This is a genomic window from Pseudalkalibacillus sp. A8 (assembly GCF_045920555.1).
In the GTDB taxonomy this organism is placed as follows: Bacteria; Bacillota; Bacilli; order Bacillales; family Fictibacillaceae; genus Pseudalkalibacillus.
In genome coordinates, this window is sequence record NZ_CP174509.1 from 3,408,132 (window position 1) to 3,430,555 (window position 22,424).

At 42.1% G+C, this 22,424-nt stretch carries 23 protein-coding genes; 1 reads left to right on the forward strand and 22 read right to left on the reverse strand.

The genetic code is table 11. The features are described from left to right. Window positions 1–24: 24 nt before the first annotated feature. The 20 genes from ACJROX_RS17550 to ACJROX_RS17645 form a co-directional block, all read right to left on the reverse strand. Entirely contained in the window at window positions 25–1,296 is a 1,272-nt protein-coding gene (locus ACJROX_RS17550; RefSeq protein ID WP_408006494.1) for a glycosyl hydrolase family 18 protein, read from the reverse strand. A gap of 47 nt (window positions 1,297–1,343) precedes the next feature. Continuing rightward, window positions 1,344–1,868, reverse strand: a complete 525-nt coding sequence (locus tag ACJROX_RS17555) for a YpoC family protein (protein ID WP_408006495.1) — start codon at window positions 1,866–1,868, stop codon at window positions 1,344–1,346. Further along, on the reverse strand, window positions 1,861–2,520 hold the full coding sequence (gene nth, locus ACJROX_RS17560) for an endonuclease III (protein ID WP_408006496.1): 660 nt from the start codon (window positions 2,518–2,520) through the stop codon (window positions 1,861–1,863). Before nth ends, ACJROX_RS17555 begins: the two co-directional genes overlap by 8 nt. 18 nt (window positions 2,521–2,538) lie before the next feature. Next, on the reverse strand, window positions 2,539–3,249 hold the full coding sequence (locus ACJROX_RS17565) for a DnaD domain-containing protein (protein ID WP_408006497.1): 711 nt from the start codon (window positions 3,247–3,249) through the stop codon (window positions 2,539–2,541). A gap of 391 nt (window positions 3,250–3,640) precedes the next feature. After that, complete coding sequence (gene asnS, locus ACJROX_RS17570; protein WP_408006498.1) at window positions 3,641–4,933, reverse strand: asparagine--tRNA ligase; 1,293 nt, start codon at window positions 4,931–4,933, stop codon at window positions 3,641–3,643. Between the two features lie 381 nt (window positions 4,934–5,314). Further along, window positions 5,315–6,499, reverse strand: a complete 1,185-nt coding sequence (locus ACJROX_RS17575) for a pyridoxal phosphate-dependent aminotransferase (protein ID WP_408006499.1) — start codon at window positions 6,497–6,499, stop codon at window positions 5,315–5,317. Window positions 6,500–6,561: 62 nt separating this feature from the next. Further along, entirely contained in the window at window positions 6,562–7,065 is a 504-nt protein-coding gene (locus tag ACJROX_RS17580) for a hypothetical protein (protein WP_408006500.1), read from the reverse strand. Between the two features lie 11 nt (window positions 7,066–7,076). Further along, entirely contained in the window at window positions 7,077–7,247 is a 171-nt protein-coding gene (locus ACJROX_RS17585) for a YpmA family protein (protein WP_225063907.1), read from the reverse strand. Between the two features lie 255 nt (window positions 7,248–7,502). Next, window positions 7,503–8,405: a ComEC/Rec2 family competence protein gene (locus ACJROX_RS17590; RefSeq protein ID WP_408006501.1), complete on the reverse strand. Its 903-nt coding sequence runs from the start codon at window positions 8,403–8,405 to the stop codon at window positions 7,503–7,505. 58 nt (window positions 8,406–8,463) lie between these two features. Beyond that, complete coding sequence (dinG, locus tag ACJROX_RS17595; RefSeq protein ID WP_408006502.1) at window positions 8,464–11,265, reverse strand: ATP-dependent DNA helicase DinG; 2,802 nt, start codon at window positions 11,263–11,265, stop codon at window positions 8,464–8,466. Window positions 11,266–11,529: 264 nt separating this feature from the next. Beyond that, complete coding sequence (gene panD / locus ACJROX_RS17600; RefSeq protein WP_408006503.1) at window positions 11,530–11,913, reverse strand: aspartate 1-decarboxylase; 384 nt, start codon at window positions 11,911–11,913, stop codon at window positions 11,530–11,532. Between the two features lie 38 nt (window positions 11,914–11,951). After that, window positions 11,952–12,788 (reverse strand): pantoate--beta-alanine ligase, encoded by an 837-nt coding sequence (gene panC / locus ACJROX_RS17605; protein WP_408006504.1) that lies wholly within the window; start codon window positions 12,786–12,788, stop codon window positions 11,952–11,954. After that, complete coding sequence (gene panB / locus ACJROX_RS17610; protein ID WP_408006505.1) at window positions 12,785–13,621, reverse strand: 3-methyl-2-oxobutanoate hydroxymethyltransferase; 837 nt, start codon at window positions 13,619–13,621, stop codon at window positions 12,785–12,787. The genes panC and panB overlap by 4 nt, the downstream gene beginning before the upstream one ends. A 533-nt stretch (window positions 13,622–14,154) precedes the next feature. Then, window positions 14,155–15,126 (reverse strand): biotin--[acetyl-CoA-carboxylase] ligase, encoded by a 972-nt coding sequence (locus ACJROX_RS17615; protein ID WP_408006506.1) that lies wholly within the window; start codon window positions 15,124–15,126, stop codon window positions 14,155–14,157. Next, complete coding sequence (locus ACJROX_RS17620) at window positions 15,099–16,289, reverse strand: CCA tRNA nucleotidyltransferase (protein ID WP_408006507.1); 1,191 nt, start codon at window positions 16,287–16,289, stop codon at window positions 15,099–15,101. The genes ACJROX_RS17615 and ACJROX_RS17620 overlap by 28 nt, the downstream gene beginning before the upstream one ends. Before the next feature lie 12 nt (window positions 16,290–16,301). Next, the gene (gene bshA, locus ACJROX_RS17625; protein WP_408006508.1) at window positions 16,302–17,447 is read right to left on the reverse strand and encodes an N-acetyl-alpha-D-glucosaminyl L-malate synthase BshA; all 1,146 of its coding nucleotides are present in this window, start codon (window positions 17,445–17,447) and stop codon (window positions 16,302–16,304) included. 2 nt (window positions 17,448–17,449) lie between these two features. Continuing rightward, window positions 17,450–18,154, reverse strand: a complete 705-nt coding sequence (gene bshB1 / locus ACJROX_RS17630; RefSeq protein WP_408006509.1) for a bacillithiol biosynthesis deacetylase BshB1 — start codon at window positions 18,152–18,154, stop codon at window positions 17,450–17,452. Continuing rightward, complete coding sequence (gene mgsA, locus ACJROX_RS17635; RefSeq protein ID WP_408006510.1) at window positions 18,151–18,567, reverse strand: methylglyoxal synthase; 417 nt, start codon at window positions 18,565–18,567, stop codon at window positions 18,151–18,153. Before mgsA ends, bshB1 begins: the two co-directional genes overlap by 4 nt. 10 nt (window positions 18,568–18,577) lie before the next feature. Then, window positions 18,578–19,384, reverse strand: coding sequence for a 4-hydroxy-tetrahydrodipicolinate reductase (dapB, locus tag ACJROX_RS17640; protein ID WP_408006511.1), 807 nt, complete (start codon window positions 19,382–19,384; stop codon window positions 18,578–18,580). Next, a complete protein-coding gene (locus ACJROX_RS17645; protein WP_408006512.1) occupies window positions 19,381–19,719 on the reverse strand; it encodes a nucleotide pyrophosphohydrolase in 339 nt (112 codons plus the stop codon). Before ACJROX_RS17645 ends, dapB begins: the two co-directional genes overlap by 4 nt. Before the next feature lie 195 nt (window positions 19,720–19,914). Between ACJROX_RS17645 and ACJROX_RS17650 the strand changes: the two genes are divergently transcribed. Next, on the forward strand, window positions 19,915–20,784 hold the full coding sequence (locus tag ACJROX_RS17650; RefSeq protein ID WP_408006513.1) for a YitT family protein: 870 nt from the start codon (window positions 19,915–19,917) through the stop codon (window positions 20,782–20,784). A gap of 100 nt (window positions 20,785–20,884) precedes the next feature. Here ACJROX_RS17650 and ACJROX_RS17655 read toward each other — a convergent pair whose 3' ends face one another. Both ACJROX_RS17655 and ypjB read right to left on the reverse strand, forming a co-directional pair. Further along, window positions 20,885–21,559 carry a zinc metallopeptidase gene (locus ACJROX_RS17655; RefSeq protein WP_408006514.1) on the reverse strand — a complete coding sequence of 225 codons (675 nt, stop codon included), beginning with the start codon at window positions 21,557–21,559 and terminating at the stop codon, window positions 20,885–20,887. Between the two features lie 37 nt (window positions 21,560–21,596). Beyond that, window positions 21,597–22,409 (reverse strand): sporulation protein YpjB, encoded by an 813-nt coding sequence (ypjB, locus tag ACJROX_RS17660; protein ID WP_408006515.1) that lies wholly within the window; start codon window positions 22,407–22,409, stop codon window positions 21,597–21,599. Window positions 22,410–22,424 lie beyond the last annotated feature (15 nt).

Genomic DNA, 22,424 nt, shown 5'->3' on the forward strand with positions numbered 1-22,424 from the left:
ATTCCACCCAGGCCTTTTCTTTTTTTATCTCTCGATATTGAAACGATCTTTTATCAAGGTCCATAACGGCGTATACGGAAACGCAAGATTCCAAAATGACATCCCTGCAATATCCAGCTTTTTGATCAAATTGAATTTGGCAGACATACTCCTCAGGTCTTCAAACCAGACGATGTGTTCCTTTCCGTTTTCATCATAATACGTATAATAAGGAGCTTGATCCTCTTCATCATACTGTATTTCAGTTTTCCTTGTGTAGGCAAGCCTAGTTGCCTGAGGGACACTCAAAGCTTTGGCAAACGGTCCGCCCTCGAAATACGGCAATGTCCAGTCGTATCCATATAAGTTTATCCCCATCAACAACTTTTCTTTAGGAATTTCTGTTAAACCGTATCTTAGAACTTTTTCAACTTCTGGCAATGGACTTACGGGTAAAGGCGGCCCCCCGCTCCATCCCCATTCGTAAGTCATGATGATGACATAATCGACGATTTCCCCATGTGCTTTATAATCATGTCCCTCATAAAGGACTCCTTTTTGATCAGCACTTGTTTTTGGAGCTAGTGCCGTTGAAACAACATACCCCTGTGGCCTTAGTTTATTCGTCAACCTCTGGAGGAATCGATTATAGGGCTCTCTATTTTGACTCCCTAAAAACTCAAAATCGATATTGACGCCCCGAAAGCCTTTGTTTTTCATCACTTGTTCAATATTGTTTACTAGAGTAATCTGTATTTGATCGTTCTGGAGAACCGCTGACGCCAGTTCTGTGTCGAACTCAGCTCCCTCTTTTATATTCGTGACAGACATGATCGGTTTTACATTGTTCGTTTTAGCCACTTCGATCAAAGCATCGTCGTTCTCTAATGGTCGGATATTCCCTTGATCGTCAACATGATAACTGAATACGGATAACCAGCTTAAGGCATTGCCAGCCGTTTTTGTATTATCAACTGATTTTTCAAATGGTTCTGCATACGCATTGACAAGTGCTGAAGTTTTTGGTTTTTGAGGAACCCGGAGTAGCTGGCCAGGATATAAGATGTTCCCTTCAATTTGTGGATTCGCCCTCCTAAGTTCATCCACAGAAACACCAGTTTTATTCGCAATACTAAAAAAAGAATCTCCAGGTTGCACAGTATACCTGTTCTGCGTCGGAATCAGCAATGTTTGCCCGATCGCTAACTGATCTGGAGATTCCAATCCATTTAAATCAACGATTGGCTGCCATGGTATACCATACTGTTGAGAGATTCCCCAAAGAGATTGCCCTCTTCTTACAACATGGATTAACATGATCTAGTACCTCCTGCTCGACATCATCATGCTATTATCCTATGTTGTCATTTCTTGTCCATATGCTGTTTTTTGTGTATTGCCTTCACCCACTTCTTCTCAAGTTCTTCAAAAACCTGAGCCAATTGGATGAACGATTGGTAGTGATCTGGATTTTCTATTAGGAATGTGAGACGTTCATTCAGGTTTACAGGCTGGATTGGGAAAATTGAAAGGTCATCCTTCAAATGAGTCAAACGGTCAACCTTCTTTCCATTTATCCAAAAAATCGAAGTAATGAACCATCCGATACCTAGAACCATCTTAGGGCGTGCAACTTGCCGATTTCGTTGGGAAAATGCCTCTGATATGTGTTCTTTTTCTACTCTCCAACATTCAAAAAATCTGTTGATGTAAGCTTCTCGATCAAATTCAGGATAGGTAGAATCCCTTTTTTCACCTAAAATATCCAGTAAAAAAGGGATTTCCGCCAATTCATGAACATCTAAGGTATCTTCAAAGGTAATTTCATTGGTATTGAACCATAATGGGTGATGGAAGCAGGCTGGTATCTGAATCGTTCTTTCAGACATTCTCTTTCACTTTCTTCATTCTTTTTTGCCCCTCACGACATAAATAAAGGAGGGGACAAACAGTACATTGAGGATTCTGAGCTTTACAGTGGTATCGGCCGAAGAAAATTAGACGATGGTGCGTATCCGACCATTCTTCCTTCGGGACCTTTCGCATCAACGTTTTTTCCACCTCAAGCACGCTATCCTTCCACCGACAAATCCCTAACCGTTTCGAAACCCGTTCTACATGTGTATCAACTGCGATAGCAGGTTCGCCAAACGCCACTGAGACGATGACATTCGCTGTTTTCCTTCCGACGCCTGGAAGCTTTACAAGTTCATCTCGGTCTTTAGGGACTTCTCCCCCATACTCATGAATGAGAATTTCAGAAAGTTTCCGGATGTTTTTAGCTTTATTGCGGAAAAGACCAATAGAACGGATATCGTTCTGCAATTCCTCCAATGGTACTGCCAAGTAATCTTCCGGGCTTTTATATTTTTCGAATAAGCCAAGGGTAACTTTATTTACGAGCGCATCAGTACATTGTGCAGATAACAAGACAGCAATCGTAAGCTCGAAAGAGTTTTTATGATGCAGCTCGCAATGTGCTTCAGGGAACATTTTTCCTATTTCATCTAATACGTCTCTGATTTGCTTTTTCGTCAACATGAGTGATCTCGTCCTTTATTACGATTGTTCAAGCCAATTATAGTATGGAAAATCTGTTTTTTCTGGTGGTGAATATGTGTTCTCGGTTCTTCTATATCTTTGCTGTCGGAATTTCTCACCGTATTGTTTCGCCTCATCCACCGACTGGATTCCGTTCTTTTTCCACTCGAACAATATACGATCGATGTATCGGAAGTTCAACTTTCCTGACAATACTGATTCTTTCAAGGCGGCAATGATGATCGCCGGGTCATGATTGTCCTGATCAAGCCACATCGTCAATGTCTCACACTCGATCGGTGATAACGGCCTGCCGAACTCCTTTTCCATGATTGTATAAATCTGCTGCTCATCTTCTTTATTCTTTACAGACTCTTCATCAATTTCATCTTCTTCTAAGACTCTGATCAACTTCTCCCATAGCGGGCGGAGTGTATAGGTTTCAGAATATATGTTTTGTACGGGATCTTCTTGTTCTTCTATTTTCAACATTCCTTTTTGAATACAAGTCCGTAGAATTTGCATACATTTATGAGGAGATACCGTCATCCTCGCTGCTAATTGTTCAGGAGTAGGAAAATAATTTCCCCTTTCCAGGAACGAATGCATATGTATTAAAGCCATCACTTCTTCTTCATCAAGACCAATACGGTTATAATTTCTTAAAAGAACACTCGGGATTGAGACTGAGCCCATCTCAATCCAGTTAAAAAAACTCTCTCTATTCATAAAACACACCTCCTCTTCATTATATCAAAATCAGACCGTCTATAATTACTCCAAAGAGGGAAATACGCAATTTATTGCGAAATTGGCTCATAAATTTCAAATCCGGCTCATTTATAAATTTTTGTGCAAAGCGAAGAAAAAGCACTAGTGTAAGTAGATCGTCATGCTTGCATGTAAGACTCTATTACACCAAGTGCTTTTTTATGGATCCCTTCCCTGAATAACTTCAAAGCGATACTACCGAATACCTTCGAATCCGATTCTTTGTTCCCGAAATAATGTAATTTTGAGCGAAGCGAAACAAAGGCACTGGGAAACAAGTCGCCATGCTCGCATGTAAGACTATGTTTCCCTATGTGCCTTTGTAGGGAACAAAACAGCTCTATTTGAATCAAGGATATAAACGATTTAGCAAGCGTGGGAACGGAATAGACTCTCGGATATGCTCAATTCCAGACAACCAAGCAACGGTACGCTCTAGTCCAAGACCAAATCCAGAATGAGGTACACTGCCGTACTTGCGCAACTCTAAATACCACTTATATGCGTCATCCGACAAGTCATGTTCTTCATAACGTTTCTTCATCAATTCGAGGTCATCGATACGCTGACTTCCACCGATGATTTCACCATAACCTTCAGGTGCAATCAAGTCTGCGCACAAAACGACATCATCACGTTCAGGGTGAGGTTTCATATAAAAAGCCTTTATATCCTTCGGATAATTCGTAATGAAAACTGGTTGATCGAAGCTTTCTGCAATCGCCGTTTCATGAGGTGCTCCGAAATCTTCACCCCACTCGATATCATCGAAACCTTTTTCTTTAAGAAGCTTGATGGCATCATCATAAGATATACGTGGGAATGGCGCTTTGATCTTTTCAAGATTTTCAATGTTCCGGCCAAGTGTTTCAAGCTCGATTCGGCAATTTTCAAGCACAGACTTTGCTAAGAAAGCGACGTATTGTTCTTGAATTTCCAGGCTTTCTTCATGCTCGACGAACGCCATTTCAGGCTCGATCATCCAAAATTCGATTAAATGGCGGCGAGTTTTAGATTTTTCAGCACGGAAGGTAGGTCCGAAAGAAAACACACGCCCGAATGCCATTGCTGCAGCTTCCATATAAAGTTGTCCACTTTGAGATAAATAGGCATCTTCATCAAAGTATTTCGTATGGAATAACGTGGTCGTTCCTTCTGCAGAACTGCCTGTCAAAATAGGAGAATCAATCTTGACGAATCCTTCTTTATTGAAAAATTCGTATGTAGCACGGATGATTTCATTTCTGATCCGCATAATTGCATGCTGTTTTTTTGAACGTAACCACAAATGACGGTTGTCCATCAAGAACTCGGTTCCGTGTTCTTTCGGTGTGATCGGGTAGTCGACGGATTCATGGATCACTTCCAATCCAGAAACGACAAGCTCTACACCGGTAGGGGAACGGTCATCTTTTTGAACAGTTCCGGTTACATACAAGCTTGACTCCTGGGTAATGGATTTTGCTTGTACCCATACGTTTTCATCTACTTCTTTTTTTACCACGACACCTTGGACGAATCCTGTGCCGTCTCGTAATTGTAAAAATGCAATCTTTCCACTCGATCGTTTATTTGCTAGCCAAGCTCCGATCGTCACTTCTTCTCCAATATGATCACGTAATAATTGAATCGTGGTTTTCACTATATTCCCTCCACATATGTAAACTCGGGTAGTACAATTTGAATTGCTTTTCTTATTTTACATAAGGCTATGTTAAAGTTCAATGTTGGTATATACGAAAGATGTCAACACAAAATTGAAATCATTTTCGTGTCTGCGATGAGATTTCTTAGAAGCTTTCCTTATGCTGGCTTCGACGTTCACCATAGGACGTGGTGGTATTTAGTCGAAGTTCATTAATATACCCGAAGATCCTTAATGGTTGTTGGCCTGTGCAGTCTCGCCTGGCTCGCTTTCCCCCCGCAGAGTCTCACTAATTTCGTTTTAGAAAATTTCCTGTAAAAACCAACATTTCTATTTAACAAAGCTTTTCATAAACAAGAGCCGATAAACAACCGGCCCTTATTTTTGATGTATTTCCATAAAATTCTTGATACGAGCCAATGCATCCTCTAACACAGAAAGGGATGTAGCATATGAAAGACGTACATTATCAGGGGCTCCGAACCCGCTTCCAGGGACAAGTGCCACTTTTTCGTACTCGAGGATCGCTTCAACCCAGTCATCTACTTTCTTAAAACCTGTAAGCTCAAGCGCTTCAGTGACATTCGGGAATAAATAGAACGCTCCCTTCGGCTTTTCACACTTAAAGCCGGGAATCTGGATCAATTGCTCATAGACTTTGTCCAGACGTTCCTCAAAAGCTTTCTTCATCTCTTCAACTGGTTCCTGTGTACCATCATAAGCTGCGATAGCCGCATGCTGTGCGATTGAAGTCGGGTTTGACGTACTGTGGCTTGCGAGATTCGTCATTGCTTGAATCACATCCCGGTTACCAACAGCATAGCCAATTCTCCAGCCTGTCATCGCATGTGATTTGGATACCCCATTGATGATGATCGTTTTTTCTTTCAGCTCCAGAGAAAGCTGCGCAATCGAAACATGATGCTCTCCAAAATATGTGAGTTTTTCGTAGATCTCATCTGAAACGATGAGAATGTCATGTTTGAGGCAGACTTCGCCGATAGCCCTCAATTCTTCGGATGAATAGATTGCTCCAGTAGGATTTGATGGCGAATTTACGATCAGCACCTTTGTTTTTTCACTGATAGCATCATTCAATTGTTCAGGTGTAATTTTAAAGCCATTCTCCTCTTTACCTTCCACGTGTACCGGAACACCGCCAGCAAGCTTCACTTGTTCAGGGTAGCTTACCCAATATGGCGATGGGACAATAACCTCATCCCCTTCGTCAAGTAATACCTGGAACAATGTATACAAGGCATGCTTCGCACCAGTCGTGACAATCACTTCTCCAGGATCATAAGACAATTCCTGATCCCGATGTAGTTTTTCGATGATACATTCTTTCAGCTTCGGTAATCCTCCAGCAGGTGTATACCTCGTGTGCCCTTCATTCATGGCTTTCTGGGCATTTTCTATGATATGTTCAGGAGTGTTGAAATCGGGCTCTCCTGCTCCTAGGCCAATGACATCATGGCCTTCTGCTTTCAATGCATTCGCTTTTGCTGTAATCGCCAGTGTGCTTGATGGTGTCAATGCTTTAACTCGCTTTGCTAATTTCATTACAAACCCTCCATAAAGAATAGTTGGTACAAGCTATATTTGAAGATATCTACAATTGTGTACTATAATTTTTGGTTCATCGTGTACGTCTTAAAAAAAGTGCCATCTTTATATCGTATGTAATGGAACGTATATCTGGCTGCACCTTGTTTATAGACAATTTCCCATACTGGGGTGAACGCGGAGGTTTCACGATATTTCTCCAAACCTAAGCGGATAGATATCAAATCGTCCGGGCTCAGTTCTTGTTGTATATATTGCTTCACTCTTTGAACATTCCAACCATCTTCAACTTTGATGACTTTAGCCTCTTTTTCCTTAGAAAGTGGCATGAAAACATAGCTATCTTCCTCATCTATCTTAGCACGAATCACATCGAACGCACCATGTGATCCATAATAATGTTCGATGTCCTTTATTTCAGTGATATTAAACCTATCCTTTGCCAAAGCAACACTTTTCTGTTGGCTTTTACCATAATCATTAGACACATAGTAATAAAAAGACACACCTAGTATTAATGTGACAAGCAATAATGCTCCCAATATGTAAAACGTTTTTTTCATCCAAAAACCACCTAGGTACGATAGATGGTAAATACCATCTTTTCTTGATCTTCTTTATCAAGCGCTAAACCGAACATCAAATCCTGATGTTTAAGCGTCCTGTTCAATGCATCCACGATTTTGTAAAGGTCAGTTGAAGATTGGACCTTCACGGTAGAAAGTATTTCTATTTTACTTTCCATCTTTATTACACCTCATCCAGTTCTCGATATTGTGCCATGTAACGCTTGCTTCCTGTTTTATCCTTAATAACTCTTTTGTTTAGGGACAAAATAAATGTATCAAGCAAGCAGTTCTTTATACGACTGCACCACATAATTTCCTTCCCTACACCTTTTTAGGCTGACTTCTCAGAGTCAGCCCCATTTTTCTTACTTACTTGTATATTTTCAACGATTCCCTTGCCTTTTTCAATACCTTTGGAGAACATTTTACGGTCATTTGTAAGCCAATTTAGGTCTGAATAACGGTATTTGGGTGATTTCATATTCTTTTTGATTGGTTTTTACCATTACGATCCCTTGTTCATATGGCTTGAAAATTTCTGTCCATCGGTCTTCAAGCCGGAACATCACCTCATCACTCGCTCTATAGCCTGAACGCTTAAAAATGACAGCGACCTCAGGGTTGATATGATCCAATAATTCCTCACTTGTGCCGAAATAATGACCGAATCCACCTATTTTGATCAATGAGGCATTTAATGAACCGTCTTGAATGATTGCTTTCTCAGCAGACTCATTCGCAACGCCCATAAAGAGAAAATGCTTGATACCGTATTGAAAATCCAATGCCATACCGCCTATTTCATTCTCTTTATGTTTTTCAAGATATTTAACCTTAACAGAAATTTTATCTAACAGTTTGAATTGGTTGCCTGTTTCCAGCGGTTTTACAGTCCCATCAGGCACCTGAATACGTTCTGTGAGATCATTGACGACATTCTGGGCTACGAATACCTTTGAAATATCAAATTCATCGGTTAGCCACTCCAGATTCCCAGTGAATTGTTCCCCTTTATTCGTCAAAATCAACGTATCGATTTGATCGACATGAAAGACCCTCATCTGCTGTTTGAATTCCTCAGCGCTTTGTTCACTTCCGGTGTCGATCAGAACATTTCTACCCTCACTGTCTTGTATGAGGGTCGCTTCCCCGCTTTCAAGTTCGAGGAAAGAAATGGCGATGTCGTCTTTTTTCAAATTCAAATCGATATTCTTTACAGCATTCCCTTTCATCTCTCCATCCATAAAAAAGACCGGTTCATCTTTAACCGGATTGTTGGTGGCTAAGACAAGGACCAAGAACAAGCTGAAGATCATTATTGGCCGGATATACACACATAATCCCTCCGAAAATACGGTAGTCTTATATCTAGTGTATGCTGGCCTTGATAACTTAACCTATAAAGTATTCGAGGTCATCCAACAGCTTATCCATTGTTCCTTCCTGTACCGGTACATCAGGAAGTGAACTGAGAAACATTTTTCCATATTTTGTCGTAACAATCCGACGGTCGAACACAAATACTGCTCCATGATCCGAAGATGAACGTACTAAACGTCCGAATCCTTGTTTGAACCGGATGATCGCTTGTGGCAATGAAAGTTCCATGAAAGGGCTCTTCCCCAGTTTTCGAAGTTGTTCACTTCGAGCTTCAACTACAGGGTTATCAGGTGGATTGAACGGAAGACGAACGATAACCAAACAGGACAGATCGTTTCCTGGAATATCAACACCTTCCCAAAAACTGCTCGTACCGAATAGGACTGCACGATCCAACTGCTTAAAATGCTTTGTCAACCTCGCACGACTTCCACTGTCGATTCCCTGGCCAATCAGAGAAAAGTCCTCTGGGGCGGCTAGTTCTTTAAATCGATGGTAGGTCTTTTTCAACATATCGTAACTTGTGAACAAGACCAACATCCTTCCATCTGTAACATGAGCGATCCTGTATATTTCCGCTGCAATCGTACTTGCATATGCGTCCGTACTCACATCTTTAATCATCGGTAAATCGGTTGGAATCATGATTTTCGCCTGGTTTCTGTAGTCGAACGGGGATTGCAGCTGTACAGTTGCCGTATCATCGCCTATACCAAGCCTACCCCTCACAAAATCAAAACGGTTGCGGATCGTCAATGTAGCAGAAGTCAAAATGACACTCTTTTTCCTTTCAAAAAAATCTCTCGAAAGGCGCTCAGATATATCAATCGGTTGATTATATATCGACACAGCATTCCTTGCTCCGCCAGGATCGGTCTCTATCCAGCAGACTTCATCTTCCATTGACGTAAGAAGCATATGGGCAAGAATGTGCCGGTCCTCATCCAGTTTATTTAGAAGTCCGTTGTAATCAACCAGTGTTCCTTTTTGAGAGACATTCAAATGTTCTTCATGTTTTTGTGCTTTTTTAATTAGATCACGACAATCACGAAGCAAATCATTGGTATGCAGCTGAACTCTTGCGAAAACCTCCTTCAACTCACCATACCAATCAGGGTCTGCGTCCATGGCGGTGAAACGGAAGGTGATTTTACCCACTTCGGACTTTTTATGGCTCTTAGCAACCACATACGTTTTGATCATACTGAACAGCTGATCAATCTCGAACTTCAGATCTTTGAATCCATTGAGGATCTTGCTTTTATCATACGTGATTTCAACAGAATTCAATATTTCTTCAAGTTTGAAAAAAAGGTTTATAGTCGTTTCTTCCGATGTTCCGAGTCTTTCCAAAACTCGATGAAATGAGAAATAATCGGTTTGGAGACCGAAATGGTCACTCGCCACCTCATCCAAGTGATGCGCTTCATCAATCACAACTTCCTGATAAGCAGGAATAAGCGCATGGTCATTCACAAGATCCGTAAAAAGCAAAGCGTGATTGGTGATAATGATGTCAGCCTCATAGGCTTCCCTTTTCGAACGATGATAGAAGCACCTGGAAAACCAGGGGCATCTATGATTCAAACAGGAATTGGCGTCACTTTTCACTTGATGCCAGAATAACTGCCCGCCAGAAGGAAGGTTCAACTCCTCGATATCTCCTTCATCGGTCGTGGTCAACCAAACTAACAATTGGGCTTTTGCAAGAAGCACATCATAATTGTTGTCATAGATCTGGTCCAGTTGCTGCTCAAATTTGCGTAAACATAAATAATGATTCCGTCCCTTCAGTACAGTTGCGTTGAAGTCGAAGGGAACCATCTGCTTCAACAAGGGGATATCCCTGTCAAGAAGCTGTTCTTGCAGCTGTATAGTATGGGTGCTGACGACCAGTGGTTTCCCTGTCTTTTTAGCATGAAGCAGACCTGGAATCAGATATCCGAGGGATTTTCCTATTCCAGTACCCGCTTCGATCATCGCGTGGCGTCCATCATTGAGTGATTGACCGACGACATCCATCATTTCAAGCTGCCCGTACCTTTTTTCATAATTCGGTAGCGATTCGGCAAACCGTTCTTGTATATCAAGATGTGTCAGTGATTCGTCCACAAATTCTTCCTTATTAAGGCCTTTTTCTTTCATTTGCCTTAAGACAAGTTGACGAAATACATCCAGTTCAGGTACGTCCTCTTCCAACTGGCCTAGTTTACGGTTGATACATTCCTGCACAAGCTCTGCTACATCACTGTGCAGCCCTTTAAGCAAAGGATGAAGACGTTGCAATGTCAGTAAATGAAGGTTTTCAAGACGATTCAACAATTCAATTAACAATAACCCTGTTGCTTCTGCATCCGAGTCTGCCTGATGTGGTTGTAAATGTTCCAGGGCGAGTGATTCGGATAGCTGACTGAGTTTATATGAATCCAAATTAGGCATAAGGATCCGAGATAGCTCTACAGTATCGATCAGCATTCCTCTCCATTCAAAATAACCGGCATTTTCAAGTTCAGCATTAAGAAAGGACAGATCGAACTGGATATTATGTGCTACTAAACAAGCTCCATCCAAGAGCTTCAAAAGTTGTGGTGCCACTTCTTCAAAAGTAGGTGACTGATCCACTGTGGACTGCTCAATGCCTGTCAATGAAGTGATGAATGTAGGAATCGCGATCCCTGGATTCAAGTATGACGAATAACGGTCGGTAATCGTACCATTTTCGACGACCACAAGACCGATTTGTATAATTTTATCTTTCTTTTTAGGAGAATGTCCTGTAGTTTCTAAATCCAGGACAACATATTTATGGTTCATGGTTTCACCTCAAGATAGATGCAAACGAATGGTTCCTATGATAACTGCCACTGTCTCAAGCAGTGCAAAGAAAAAGCGGGTGCTCATGCTTCATAAGCACTCCGCTTCAAGAAAAACTTATCCTCTTAACATTTTACGCCTTCATACTTATTCGTGCAATGAAAGAAGATTGATGATTCTAGAGAAGAGGTTATATGACTTGAAGTGACAGGCAATAGAAACAACAAAAAAGCTCTCATGCGGAGAGGTTTTAACATTCACCTTTTATAAGATGGTTGCTTCTGGTTCATGGGAAATCCGTTCGATGATCGTGTTGTCCTCATCCATGATGGCAACAGTCGGCGTATGAGTGCGGGCTTCTTCCTCCGGCACCATAACATAGTTCAGGATGATGATCACATCTCCCGTATGGACAAGGCGTGCGGCTGCACCATTCAGGCAAATCGTGCTACTCCCTCTTTCTCCTGGAATGATATACGTTTCAAACCGTGCCCCATTATTATTGTTCACAATTTGCACCTTTTCATTTGGCAGCATATCGACCGCATCTAAAATATCCTCATCGATCGTGATGCTGCCTACATAATTGAGGTTCGCTTCAGTAACTCTTGCTCTATGGATTTTTCCTTTTAACATTGTGCGAAACATTTCTTGTTCTTCCCCTTTCCTTTCTCTATCGAATATCTTCAAATGATGATATTATCAATCAGGCGTGCGCTTTCAAACCGATATGCCAAAGCGATGATCGTCTTCTGATCAAACGTTTTGATAGGCTCCAACTCTGGATACGATAAAATCTCGACATAATCGGTTTCTCCACGTTCCAAACGATCAAGAGTATCGCTCAACGCCTGGCGGATTTCAAAGACAGTTTCACCTTTTTGGGCTTTTTCCCTTGCTTCATTAAGGGCTTCATATAATTTAGGTGCGATTTGCCGCTCATCATCATTCAGGTTCACATTCCTTGAACTTTTCGCAAGACCATCCTCTTCACGTATAGTCGGACATACAACAAGTTCTATCGGGAAAAAGTAAGAATTGATCAAGTCATCGACAACTGCAACTTGTTGTGCATCTTTTTGACCGAAATACGCTCGGTCAGGCTGGATGATATGGAACAATTTCGTCAATACGGTCACGACACCGTCGAAATGACCTGGTCTCTTTTCACCACAGAGCCTATTTGTCCTCTTCGTTACAGTGAGTTTTGTGCCAGCTTCATTCGGATACATTTGTGTACTGGAAGGATAGAACAGCACATCCGAACCATTATCTTTTGCTATCCTCTCATCCCATTCAAAATCACGGGGGTAACGCTCAAAATCTTCGTTCGGACCGAATTGAGTGGGATTTACGAATATGCTTGTTACGACGATATCACACTCTTGGTTTGCCCGATGCATCAGTGAAACATGGCCTTCATGTAAAAAACCCATTGTCGGAACGAAACCGACTTTGAAACCATTTTGTTTTTGCTCCTTGATGTAGCTTTGCATTTCTCCAATAGTCTCAACAACGATCATACTTTTCCTCCGTATAAGGATGCCAATTGCTCTTCTTTCATCGTAAAAGTGTGTTTTCCTTCAGGGAAATTCCGTTCTTTTACATCCTCAACGTAATTTTTTATAGAAAATCCGATTTGTTCGGATACATTCGTATATTGCTTTACAAATTTCGGAACCCGATGTGAACCATAACCGACCAGATCATGATACACCAAAACCTGGCCATCAGTACCAAGACCTGCCCCAATCCCGATTGTCGGAATCGATAATCGTTTGCTTACCATTTCAGCCAGCTGTCGTGGGACACATTCGAGGACCAAAGCAAAAGCACCTGCTTCTTCGATTGCCAACGCATCTTCAATCAACTTCTCAGCTGCTGCAGCATCTTTTCCTTGGACTTTGTAGCCCCCCAGGACAGCTACAGATTGCGGTGTCAATCCTAAGTGGCCCATCACAGGGACACCAGCATCCGTGAGACGATCGATGACTTCGATCACCTTCCCTGCCCCTTCTACTTTAACGGCATCAGCGGAGGCTTCTTGCATCAAACGGGCAGCATTTTTCAATGCGTCGGCGATCGATGTGTGATAACTCATAAACGGCATATCAGTTACGACAAAAGTTTTATCAGCCCCTCTTTTAACTGCTTTCGTATGATGGATCATGTCCTCCATCGTCACAGGGATGGTTGATTCGTAACCAAGCACAACCATTCCAAGAGAATCCCCTACCAATATCAAGTCGATATTCGCTTCTTCAGCGATTTTGGCTGAAGGGTAATCATAACTTGTGAGCATCACGATCATCTCATTTTGGTTCTTCATCTTCTTAAAATCACTAATCTGTTTCATACTTCTCCTCCTTTTTAATCAGAGGAAGATGAAAGCGGACATTCCTTTACGCAAGGCTCTGTTAAAGTTCATTGTTGGTATATGCAAAGTTCACTCCCTTTCCACGGGCGACCCGCAAGCCTCCTCACTTGCACATGGATCTCAACACAAAAATGAAATCATTTTCGTGTCTGCGATGAGAATTCTAAGAAGCTTTCCATATGCTGGCTTCGACGTTCACCACAAGACACGTACTTAAATTCCATCCTTGTAGTTTTGCGCCGAGTAACCGCAGGCGAAGGATCAACATTACTATTTAACAAAGTCTCACACATAAAAAAACCTTCTTTCAGACAAAGAGAAAGAAGGGAGTTGAAACGCTTACAAACTTTCATCCCTCTGTCCATGTCCCAGGTTCGGATCAAGGCAGAACCACAATCAATAACAAAAATATTACTCATGTCGGAAGTGCAGTTCGTCGATACGATACCGCCTATATGTGTAGTATAGCAGATAATTCGTCTTCTTGTTCTATAATAAAACTTTTACGATTTCTAAGTGAGTTCGATATCCGCAGAGTAAACACGATGTAAGGTTCCTAAATCGTCTTCTACCAATAGGACACCCTCCTCTGTAATTCCTTGTGCTTTACCAAACAATTCGCCTGTAATTGTCCGAACCCGCACACGTTTACCTAAACTTGCTGCAGAGCCTTCCCATAACAGTTTAATCGGAGAAAACCCATGTTCTAGATAAAGGTTATACAGCTTTTCCATCTTTTCTAAAATAGAACGGACAAGATTCGCTCTTTCGATTTCATTTCCACTCGCTATTTTAAGCGAAGTCGCGATATTGGAAATTTCATCTGGAAAAGCTGCGGTATTTACGTTGATACCAATTCCGATGATGACTGAATTCACTCGATCTGCCTCAGCCTGAAGTTCGGTCAGGATCCCGACAGCTTTTTTTCCGTCGATCAAGATGTCATTGGGCCATTTGATCACTGCGTCTACACCCGTAACTTGTTCAATTCCTTGCACAACACTGACAGCAGCAAGCAAAGTAAGTTGTGGTGCTTTTTGAGGGGGAATGTTCGGTCGTAAAATGACGCTCATCCAGACGCCGCTTCCTTTCGGGGAATGCCACGATCTGCCAAGTCGTCCTCTGCCGGATATTTGCTCATCTGCAATGATAATCGTCCCTTCAGGAGCGTCATTCAGTGCATGTTGATGGGCGATCTCCTGTGTCGAAGACACGCTCTCTTCGTAATGGATCTCTTGACCAAGCTTTTCGGTGTCCAGCTGGTGCTTGATTTCACCTGGAAGAAGATTATTAGGTCGAGTTGTGATTCGATAACCCTTCTTCTGGACTGCTTCCACTACATATCCTTCTTTTCTCAGCTCCTCAATATGCTTCCAGACAGCCGTTCTTGAACACCCTAATTTTTCACTCAACTTCTGTCCAGACTTATAATCTCCCGAATCAGAAAGGAGACTGATCAATCTCTCTCTTGTGGTCGTTGCCATTTTTCAATCCACTCCTTCACTCCTGAGGGGGTATTGTCGATTTTCCCCTCGATGACACACCGCTCTATTTTTTCAAGATATTCCGCAATCCATGGACCAGGCTTTTGTTTAAAAAATTTTTGCAAATCATTCCCATCGATTGCCAGCTCTGCTCGATTCTTAATTGGAAGCTCAGAAAACCGATCTTCGAGTTCTGATTCCTCTATTTCTACCTGTTTACCAAGGAAACGTTTCACTCTAATTGATGCTTGTAAATCTCCCAGCCCATATTTATATATCGTATAGGTACATGTAAAATCAATTTCACTGCGGACCAGCGTTACAATCCGATTCACCTTCGCCTTCCTTTGATTCGGAAGTTTCCAAACAAGAAGCCATTCATTAGGATCTTCAGCCTGGTTCCGTACAAGAAACCCTGCCCATTGCTCCTCGACCGTAGCAAGCGCACTCCATCGGTACATGTCAGGTTGAAGCTGCAATTCAAATGGCCCTCTCGGCAAATGGTTGTCCACTTTTGTCTTCTTAAGCAACATCAGGGCTTTTTCACAGTATGGTCCTGCTAGCATCTTTTCAAATTCATCACGGATCCGTTCGACTGAGATCTTTTCAAGCAGGTCAGCATTCTCCACAAGTGCTGAATAGGTTGTTTCTTCGAATCTGAACCCCAATATAGAGACAAATCGGATTCCCCGCATCATTCTGAGGGGATCTTCTTGGAATCTTTCTGCCGGGGTTCCGACGGCTTTCAAAATGCCCCGTTCTAGATCACCCTTTCCTCCGAATGGGTCGATGATGTTTCCATCACGCGCGAGTGCAAGGGCATTGATCGTAAAATCCCGTCTCGCTAAATCAGCTTCGAGCGATTCATGAAATTCGATTTCAGAGGGCCTCCTGAAATCTAAATAACGACCTTCTGAGCGGAATGTCGTCACTTCAAAGGATTGCTTGCCATGACGTACAATGACTGTTCCATGTTCAATGCCTACAGGTATCGTATTCGGGAATACCCTTTGGACTTCTTCAGGCTTGGCGGAAGTAGCAATATCGATATCCCCTGTAGGACGATCCAACAGGCGGTCTCGTACTACACCACCCACGATATAAGACTTGAATCCATGATTTTGTAATTCCTCAATCACTTGATTGGCAAGTTTAAAGGACATGATTAACGTCTCCTAGACTCGGACAGATTTAAGACCGAGTGTTTTAGCATAAACCTCGAGATAATCTTTCAATATCATTTTCGAATGGAAATTATGATGAACGTGCTTGATGGCGTTACGTGACATTTTCGTTTGCAATTCATCATTTTGCAAGATCTCCAAAGTCTTCGAAGCGATCTGATCGATATTTCCTATTTCACATATGTAACCGGTCACCCCTTCATCAATCACTTCCGGAATTCCACCAATGTTCGTACCGATGACCGGAACTCCGCAAGCCATCGCTTCAAGCAAAACCAAACCGAAGCTTTCTTTTTCTGATAAGAGGAGTTTGACATCACTGATCGAGAACAATTCTGCAATGTTTTCCTGTTTTCCGAGTATGAGGACATCCTCCTGCAGACCAAGATCTTTTGACAAACGGCAAGCTACTGTCAATTCCGGTCCATCCCCGATCAGCATTAGCTTTGCAGGAAGCTGTTCCCGAACTTTATGAAAGGTTTTCACGACGTCCGGAACGCGCTTCACTGTCCTGAAATTCGAAACATGGATCAAGACTTTGTCGTCAGGTTTTATTCCATACTCTTTCCGTAGATCTCGATTATGCTTCGGTTTATATACAACTTCATCGATGAAGTTGTATACACAATCAATTTCCTTTTCAATGCCTAAAAGCACCTTCGTCTGTTCAATGAGACTCCTTGATACGGCCGTCACTGAATCGGACTTTTCAATTCCGAATTTGATCAACTCGCTCAAACTTGGATCATGGCCTAGTACAGTGATGTCTGTCCCATGCAGGGTCGTCACGATCTTCAAATCCCCTCCGACCATCTGCTTAGCAAGGTAAGCACAAATAGCGTGCGGGACGGCATAATGGACATGCAGAAGATCTAGTTTTTCGCGTACTGCGATTTCAGCCATTTTACTGGCAAGGGTCAGATCATATGGAGGATAGCGGAATACTGAATATTGATTGACTTCCACTTCATGAAAATGGATATTATGATAGAATTTTCCCAGACGGAATGGAATACTTGATGTGATGAAATGGATTTCATGTCCTTCTTTTGCAAGCATCTTGCCGAGCTCGGTCGCAACAACTCCTGAGCCACCGATTGTAGGATAACATGTGATGCCTATTTTCAGTTTTTTCATATTCAATCTCCTAACAAATCATTGATCACGATAGGATTTCTTGAGCGAAATCCCTCTGCATGGCTTATACCAGATTGTTTCCCGAAAAGTGCATCTCGTACTTCTACTGTATCAAGGTAGCCGTTGTTCAACGGAGTCGGCACCCCGTCTCCGCTTTTCATGAATTGACTCTTATAAGCTTTAAGGCAATCCCTTTTCTTTTCATAAACCGTGGTTATATCGACACTGAAATGGGGATGGTCGTAACCGTTGATGAAATAATAATACAGTTGGTCGACTCGATGTGCCGGCAGTTCCCCTTCGACCTGATATTTCCGGATACCCGCTGAAAAAACTGCTTCTTCTACTAATCGGCTGCAATTTCCGTGATCAGGATGCCGATCGACAGGGTGAGGAAGGAAAACCACTTTCGGTCTATAAATCCGGATCGTACGGGCGATTTTTTGGATATAAGATTCGGTTAACCGTAAACCTCTGTCTGGAAGCTCAAGATTGATCCGTTCATGAAGCCCCATCATTTCTGCCGCTTTTCCAGCTTCTTTCTGACGGAGCTCTACATTCCCATTTGAGGAGAGTTCTGCCAAGGTCAAGTCACAAATACCTGTCTTATAACCTTTCTCGGCATGAAGGATCATTGTACCTGCCATGCCGATCTCTACATCATCTGGATGGGCTCCGAATGCCAGGATATCAAGGCTTGTAGTCATGATTTTCCTTCCCCCCGTTCATGAATCACTTTACGCCAGTTGAAATCGCCTCGTCTAAGAGCATGAATGAACAACTCTGCGCTGGCCATATTCGATGCCAGGGGGATCTGATAAACATCACATAGACGGATGAGCGCAGCAATATCTGGTTCGTGGGGCTGAGCAGTCAAGGGATCTTTGAAAAAGATGACGAGATCCATGCGATTATCGGCAATCATAGCTCCGATCTGTTGATCACCGCCGAGGGGCCCGGATTTAAAGCGATGGACATCAAGCCCTGTCGCTTCTGCGATTTTCATCCCTGTCGTCCCAGTCGCAAACAGGTCGTGTTTTTCCAATACGGGCTTGTAGGCTACTGTAAAATTGATCATATCTTGTTTCTTCTCATCATGGGCAATCAAAGCAATATTCATAACAAATCCCCTATTCCATCAAGTTTTCCAGGCCGTACACGAGCACGTCAAGCTTCATGACGGTTTCTACAGCCATTTTAACACCAGGCATGAACGCACTTCGATCAATTGTGTCATGTCTGATGGATAAGGTCTGACCGGTGGTTCCTAGCAATACTTCCTGGTGCGCAACAAGACCTGGTAAACGGACACTATGAATTCGTAATCCATCGTATTCCGCTCCTCTAGCACCACTCATATCTTCTTTTTCTTCAGGGTGTCCTTGTATCTTCGATTGTCTTACTTCCTTGATCATTTGTGCCGTCTTAACAGCCGTTCCGGATGGTGCGTCCAGCTTTTGATCATGATGCTTTTCGATGATTTCTATATCTGGCATGTATTTTGCAGCCATCTGAGCGAATTTCATCATCAGGATTGCGCCAACAGCAAAGTTTGGAGCGATTACTGCACCAAGCTCTTTCTCCTCAGCAATGCTGCTGAAATTTTGGATCTCTTCATCAGTAAAACCAGTCGTCCCGATGACCGGTCGGATACCATTCTCTAACGCTGCCTGAAGATGCTTTTTCCCAGAATCAGGCTTCGTCAAATCGATGAGTACATCCGCATCTACTTCATTGATGCATGTAAGGAAATCATCATATACAGGGATGTCCAAATTCGGTTGATCTTCTAACTCACTTAGCTTCTTCCCTGCATTTTTCGTATCGACTACAGCTTGTAAAGTGAAGTGATCAGTATTCATCACCATTTTCACTGCTTCTTTTCCCATCTTACCTCTTGGCCCAGCAATAATAATACGGATGCTCTCTTGACTCATTCTTCTGCCTCCTCGATTTTTGTCCAACGATCTTTATCTCTAGTATTGAATTTCTCCATCACGATATGAAGTGCTTTATCTAAATCAATATGTAAAGAGTTTGCAAAACAAATGATGACGAATAGAAGATCGCCCAATTCTTCTTCAATAGATTGTTCACGTTCAGTGGATTTCTTCGGCTTCTCACCATAGTGATGATTCACCTCACGGGATAGTTCACCTAATTCTTCAGTCATTCTTGCAAGCATGGCTAACGGACTAAAGTAACCTTCTTTAAACTGTCCTATATAATCATCTACTGTTTTCTGCATTTCTTTCATCGTTCGTTCATCCATATCTACACCTCATTTCATACTACTATTCATGTTAGCTAAATCAAAACCGTTTGACAAATGTTTAGGACATGGATAGATTGATTAAGGAACGATCTTAATAGTAGGATTGATTCTCATTCAAAAAAAGAATATATATCAAGTATCACCAAGCTTTCACCCAAACAATATCGATTATTGGAAAGGAGGCTTCCTATAATGAAGATCAAGATCAGGAACGTATTGTTCATTTTGTTAGGTTCAGCAATATTCGGTTTTGGCATCATCCATTTCAATATTGAAAACAATCTGGCAGAGGGTGGGTTTACTGGAATTACCCTTATTCTCTATAATCTCTTTGCTATCGATCCTGCAATCTCTAACCTCGTCCTGAACATACCTTTGTTCTTAGTAGGTTGGAGGCTTTTAGGAAGAAATTCTTTCATCTATACGATCATCGGGACTGTAGCTGTTTCGTTTTTCTTCTGGCTTTTCCAATACCATTTCAGGCTATCGTTCCCCCTCCATGAAGATTTGACTTTAGCAGCACTATTTGCTGGTGTGTTCATCGGAGTCGGACTGGGAATCATCTTCCGTTATGGTGGTACGACAGGCGGTGTGGATATTATCGCACGACTCGTGAATAAATATATTGGCTGGAGCTTCGGAAAGACAATGTTCCTGTTCGATGCTTTCGTTATATTATCCGCTACGATCACTTATTTGAATTATAAAGAAGCTATGTATACTTTGGTAGCTGTTTTTGTAGGGGCAAGGGTAATCGATTTCATCCAGGAAGGTGCATATGCTGCAAAGGCCGCAATGATCATATCGGAAAAGAATGCCGAAATTGCCAACCGTATCATTCAGGAGCTTGACCGCGGAGCGACAGTATTGAATGGAAGGGGAACTTTTACGGGTCATCAGAAAGAAGTTCTCTACTGTGTGATCGCACGTAATGAAATCTTCAGGTTACGGAACCTGATTCAGCAAATCGATCCGCATGCATTCGTCGCTGTCAACGACGTCCATGATGTACTCGGAGAAGGCTTCACACTTGATGAGAACAAAAACCCATTACATGATTAACATTCAAGAGGATTGTGCCGATTGGCGAAATCCTTTTGAATACATAAAAAAAACCGTTGACAGCACATCCGTCAAACGGTTTTTTTTATTCCATTTATACTCAGTCAGATTGGTTCATTCCTAAAAAAATGAGTACGAACCTTGCCAGCTCCAATACAGCGACCAACGCAGAAGCAACGTATGTAAGTGCTGCTGCATTCAAGACTTTCTTCGCTTGTCGTTCTTCATCATTTCGAATCACACCTAAGTGTACGATCTGGTCCATAGCCCGATTACTTGCATTAAACTCCACAGGCAAGGTGACAAGTTGGAATAATACGGCTCCAGCCATTAAAAGGATACCAGGCAAGATTAAATTCGCTGCATTCATCAGAATCCCGATTATGATCAGGAAATAGGATAGATTCGAGCCGATCGATGCAACAGGAACTAACGCATGTCGGAATTTTAAAGGCGCATAATGATTGGCATGTTGGATAGCATGTCCGACTTCATGCGCTGCAACAGCTGTTCCAGCGATTGAATGTCCATAATAATTATCTTCTGAAAGCCTGACTACTTTAGTTCTGGGGTCATAGTGATCTGAGAGCTTTCCCCTTACAGGTTCAACTTCGACATCGAAAAGACCATTGTCATTGAGGATTTTCCGAGCTACTTCCGCTCCTGACATTCCATATGCAGAACGAATCTGCGAATACTTGCTGTATACCTTTTTCACTCTGAACTGTGCCCATAGCGGAATCGCAAGCAAAAGCAGAAAGTATAATAAAAACATGGTAGGTCCCACCTCTAGTCATTTTTTGTTACATACCCTAACGGAACCGGTTGTATTCTTTCTCTTTCGAAAACGTTTGATATTCTTTCTTTTCTCCTGAATATTTTCTCCAACCCACATAAAATAATGTAGAAATAATTCCTCCGCCGACCGTAAAGATGAGCCAAAGAATCGAAGGATCAGCACTATCTTCTTTCGTCGTTTCAAAAGCATCAATCAATCCTGCTTCAATGACATGGATCTGTTGAATCTGATGGTCGGTTGTTACGATCAATGATCTATTTTCATCTAAGTAAGTTATATACGAATCAATACGGCTCAATAGCTCAGGCGGTAAATCGACGCTCAATGCCGCATGGATCTTACCGTACTCTGATAAAAATTGATTGAAATAAGCGTAAAAGCTTTGCAGCTCTTGATTGGCGGCCGCATCTTTCATTTGTTCCAGCGGGCGCATCAATTCATTTTTTGTCGATTTCCAAAGCGGCTGGTGAGTAGAGTAGACTGCATCTACCAACAGATGCAACTGAACCAATGCATCCACCCGTTCCTCGTGCGTTGCTGAGACTTTATTCAAAACCTTGACAGATTCCTCATAGCTGGTGGAAAAAACCCTTAGATTATGCATCGACAATTTCTTTTGCTGATCCGATAAACTGAGGTATTCATCTTCAAAGTAACGTAAAACATCTTTGGCATCGGTGTATTTTTCGGCTTTAGTCAATTGAAGCGCTTTATAAGATATGTCGCTCAGCTTTTTCCAATGATCACTTCCGTCTTCAGCAGCGAATATCGTTGTAGGTAATTGAATGAGTAACATGATGAGTAGTGCAACCAATACCCCTCTCATAAAACTTGTCCCTCC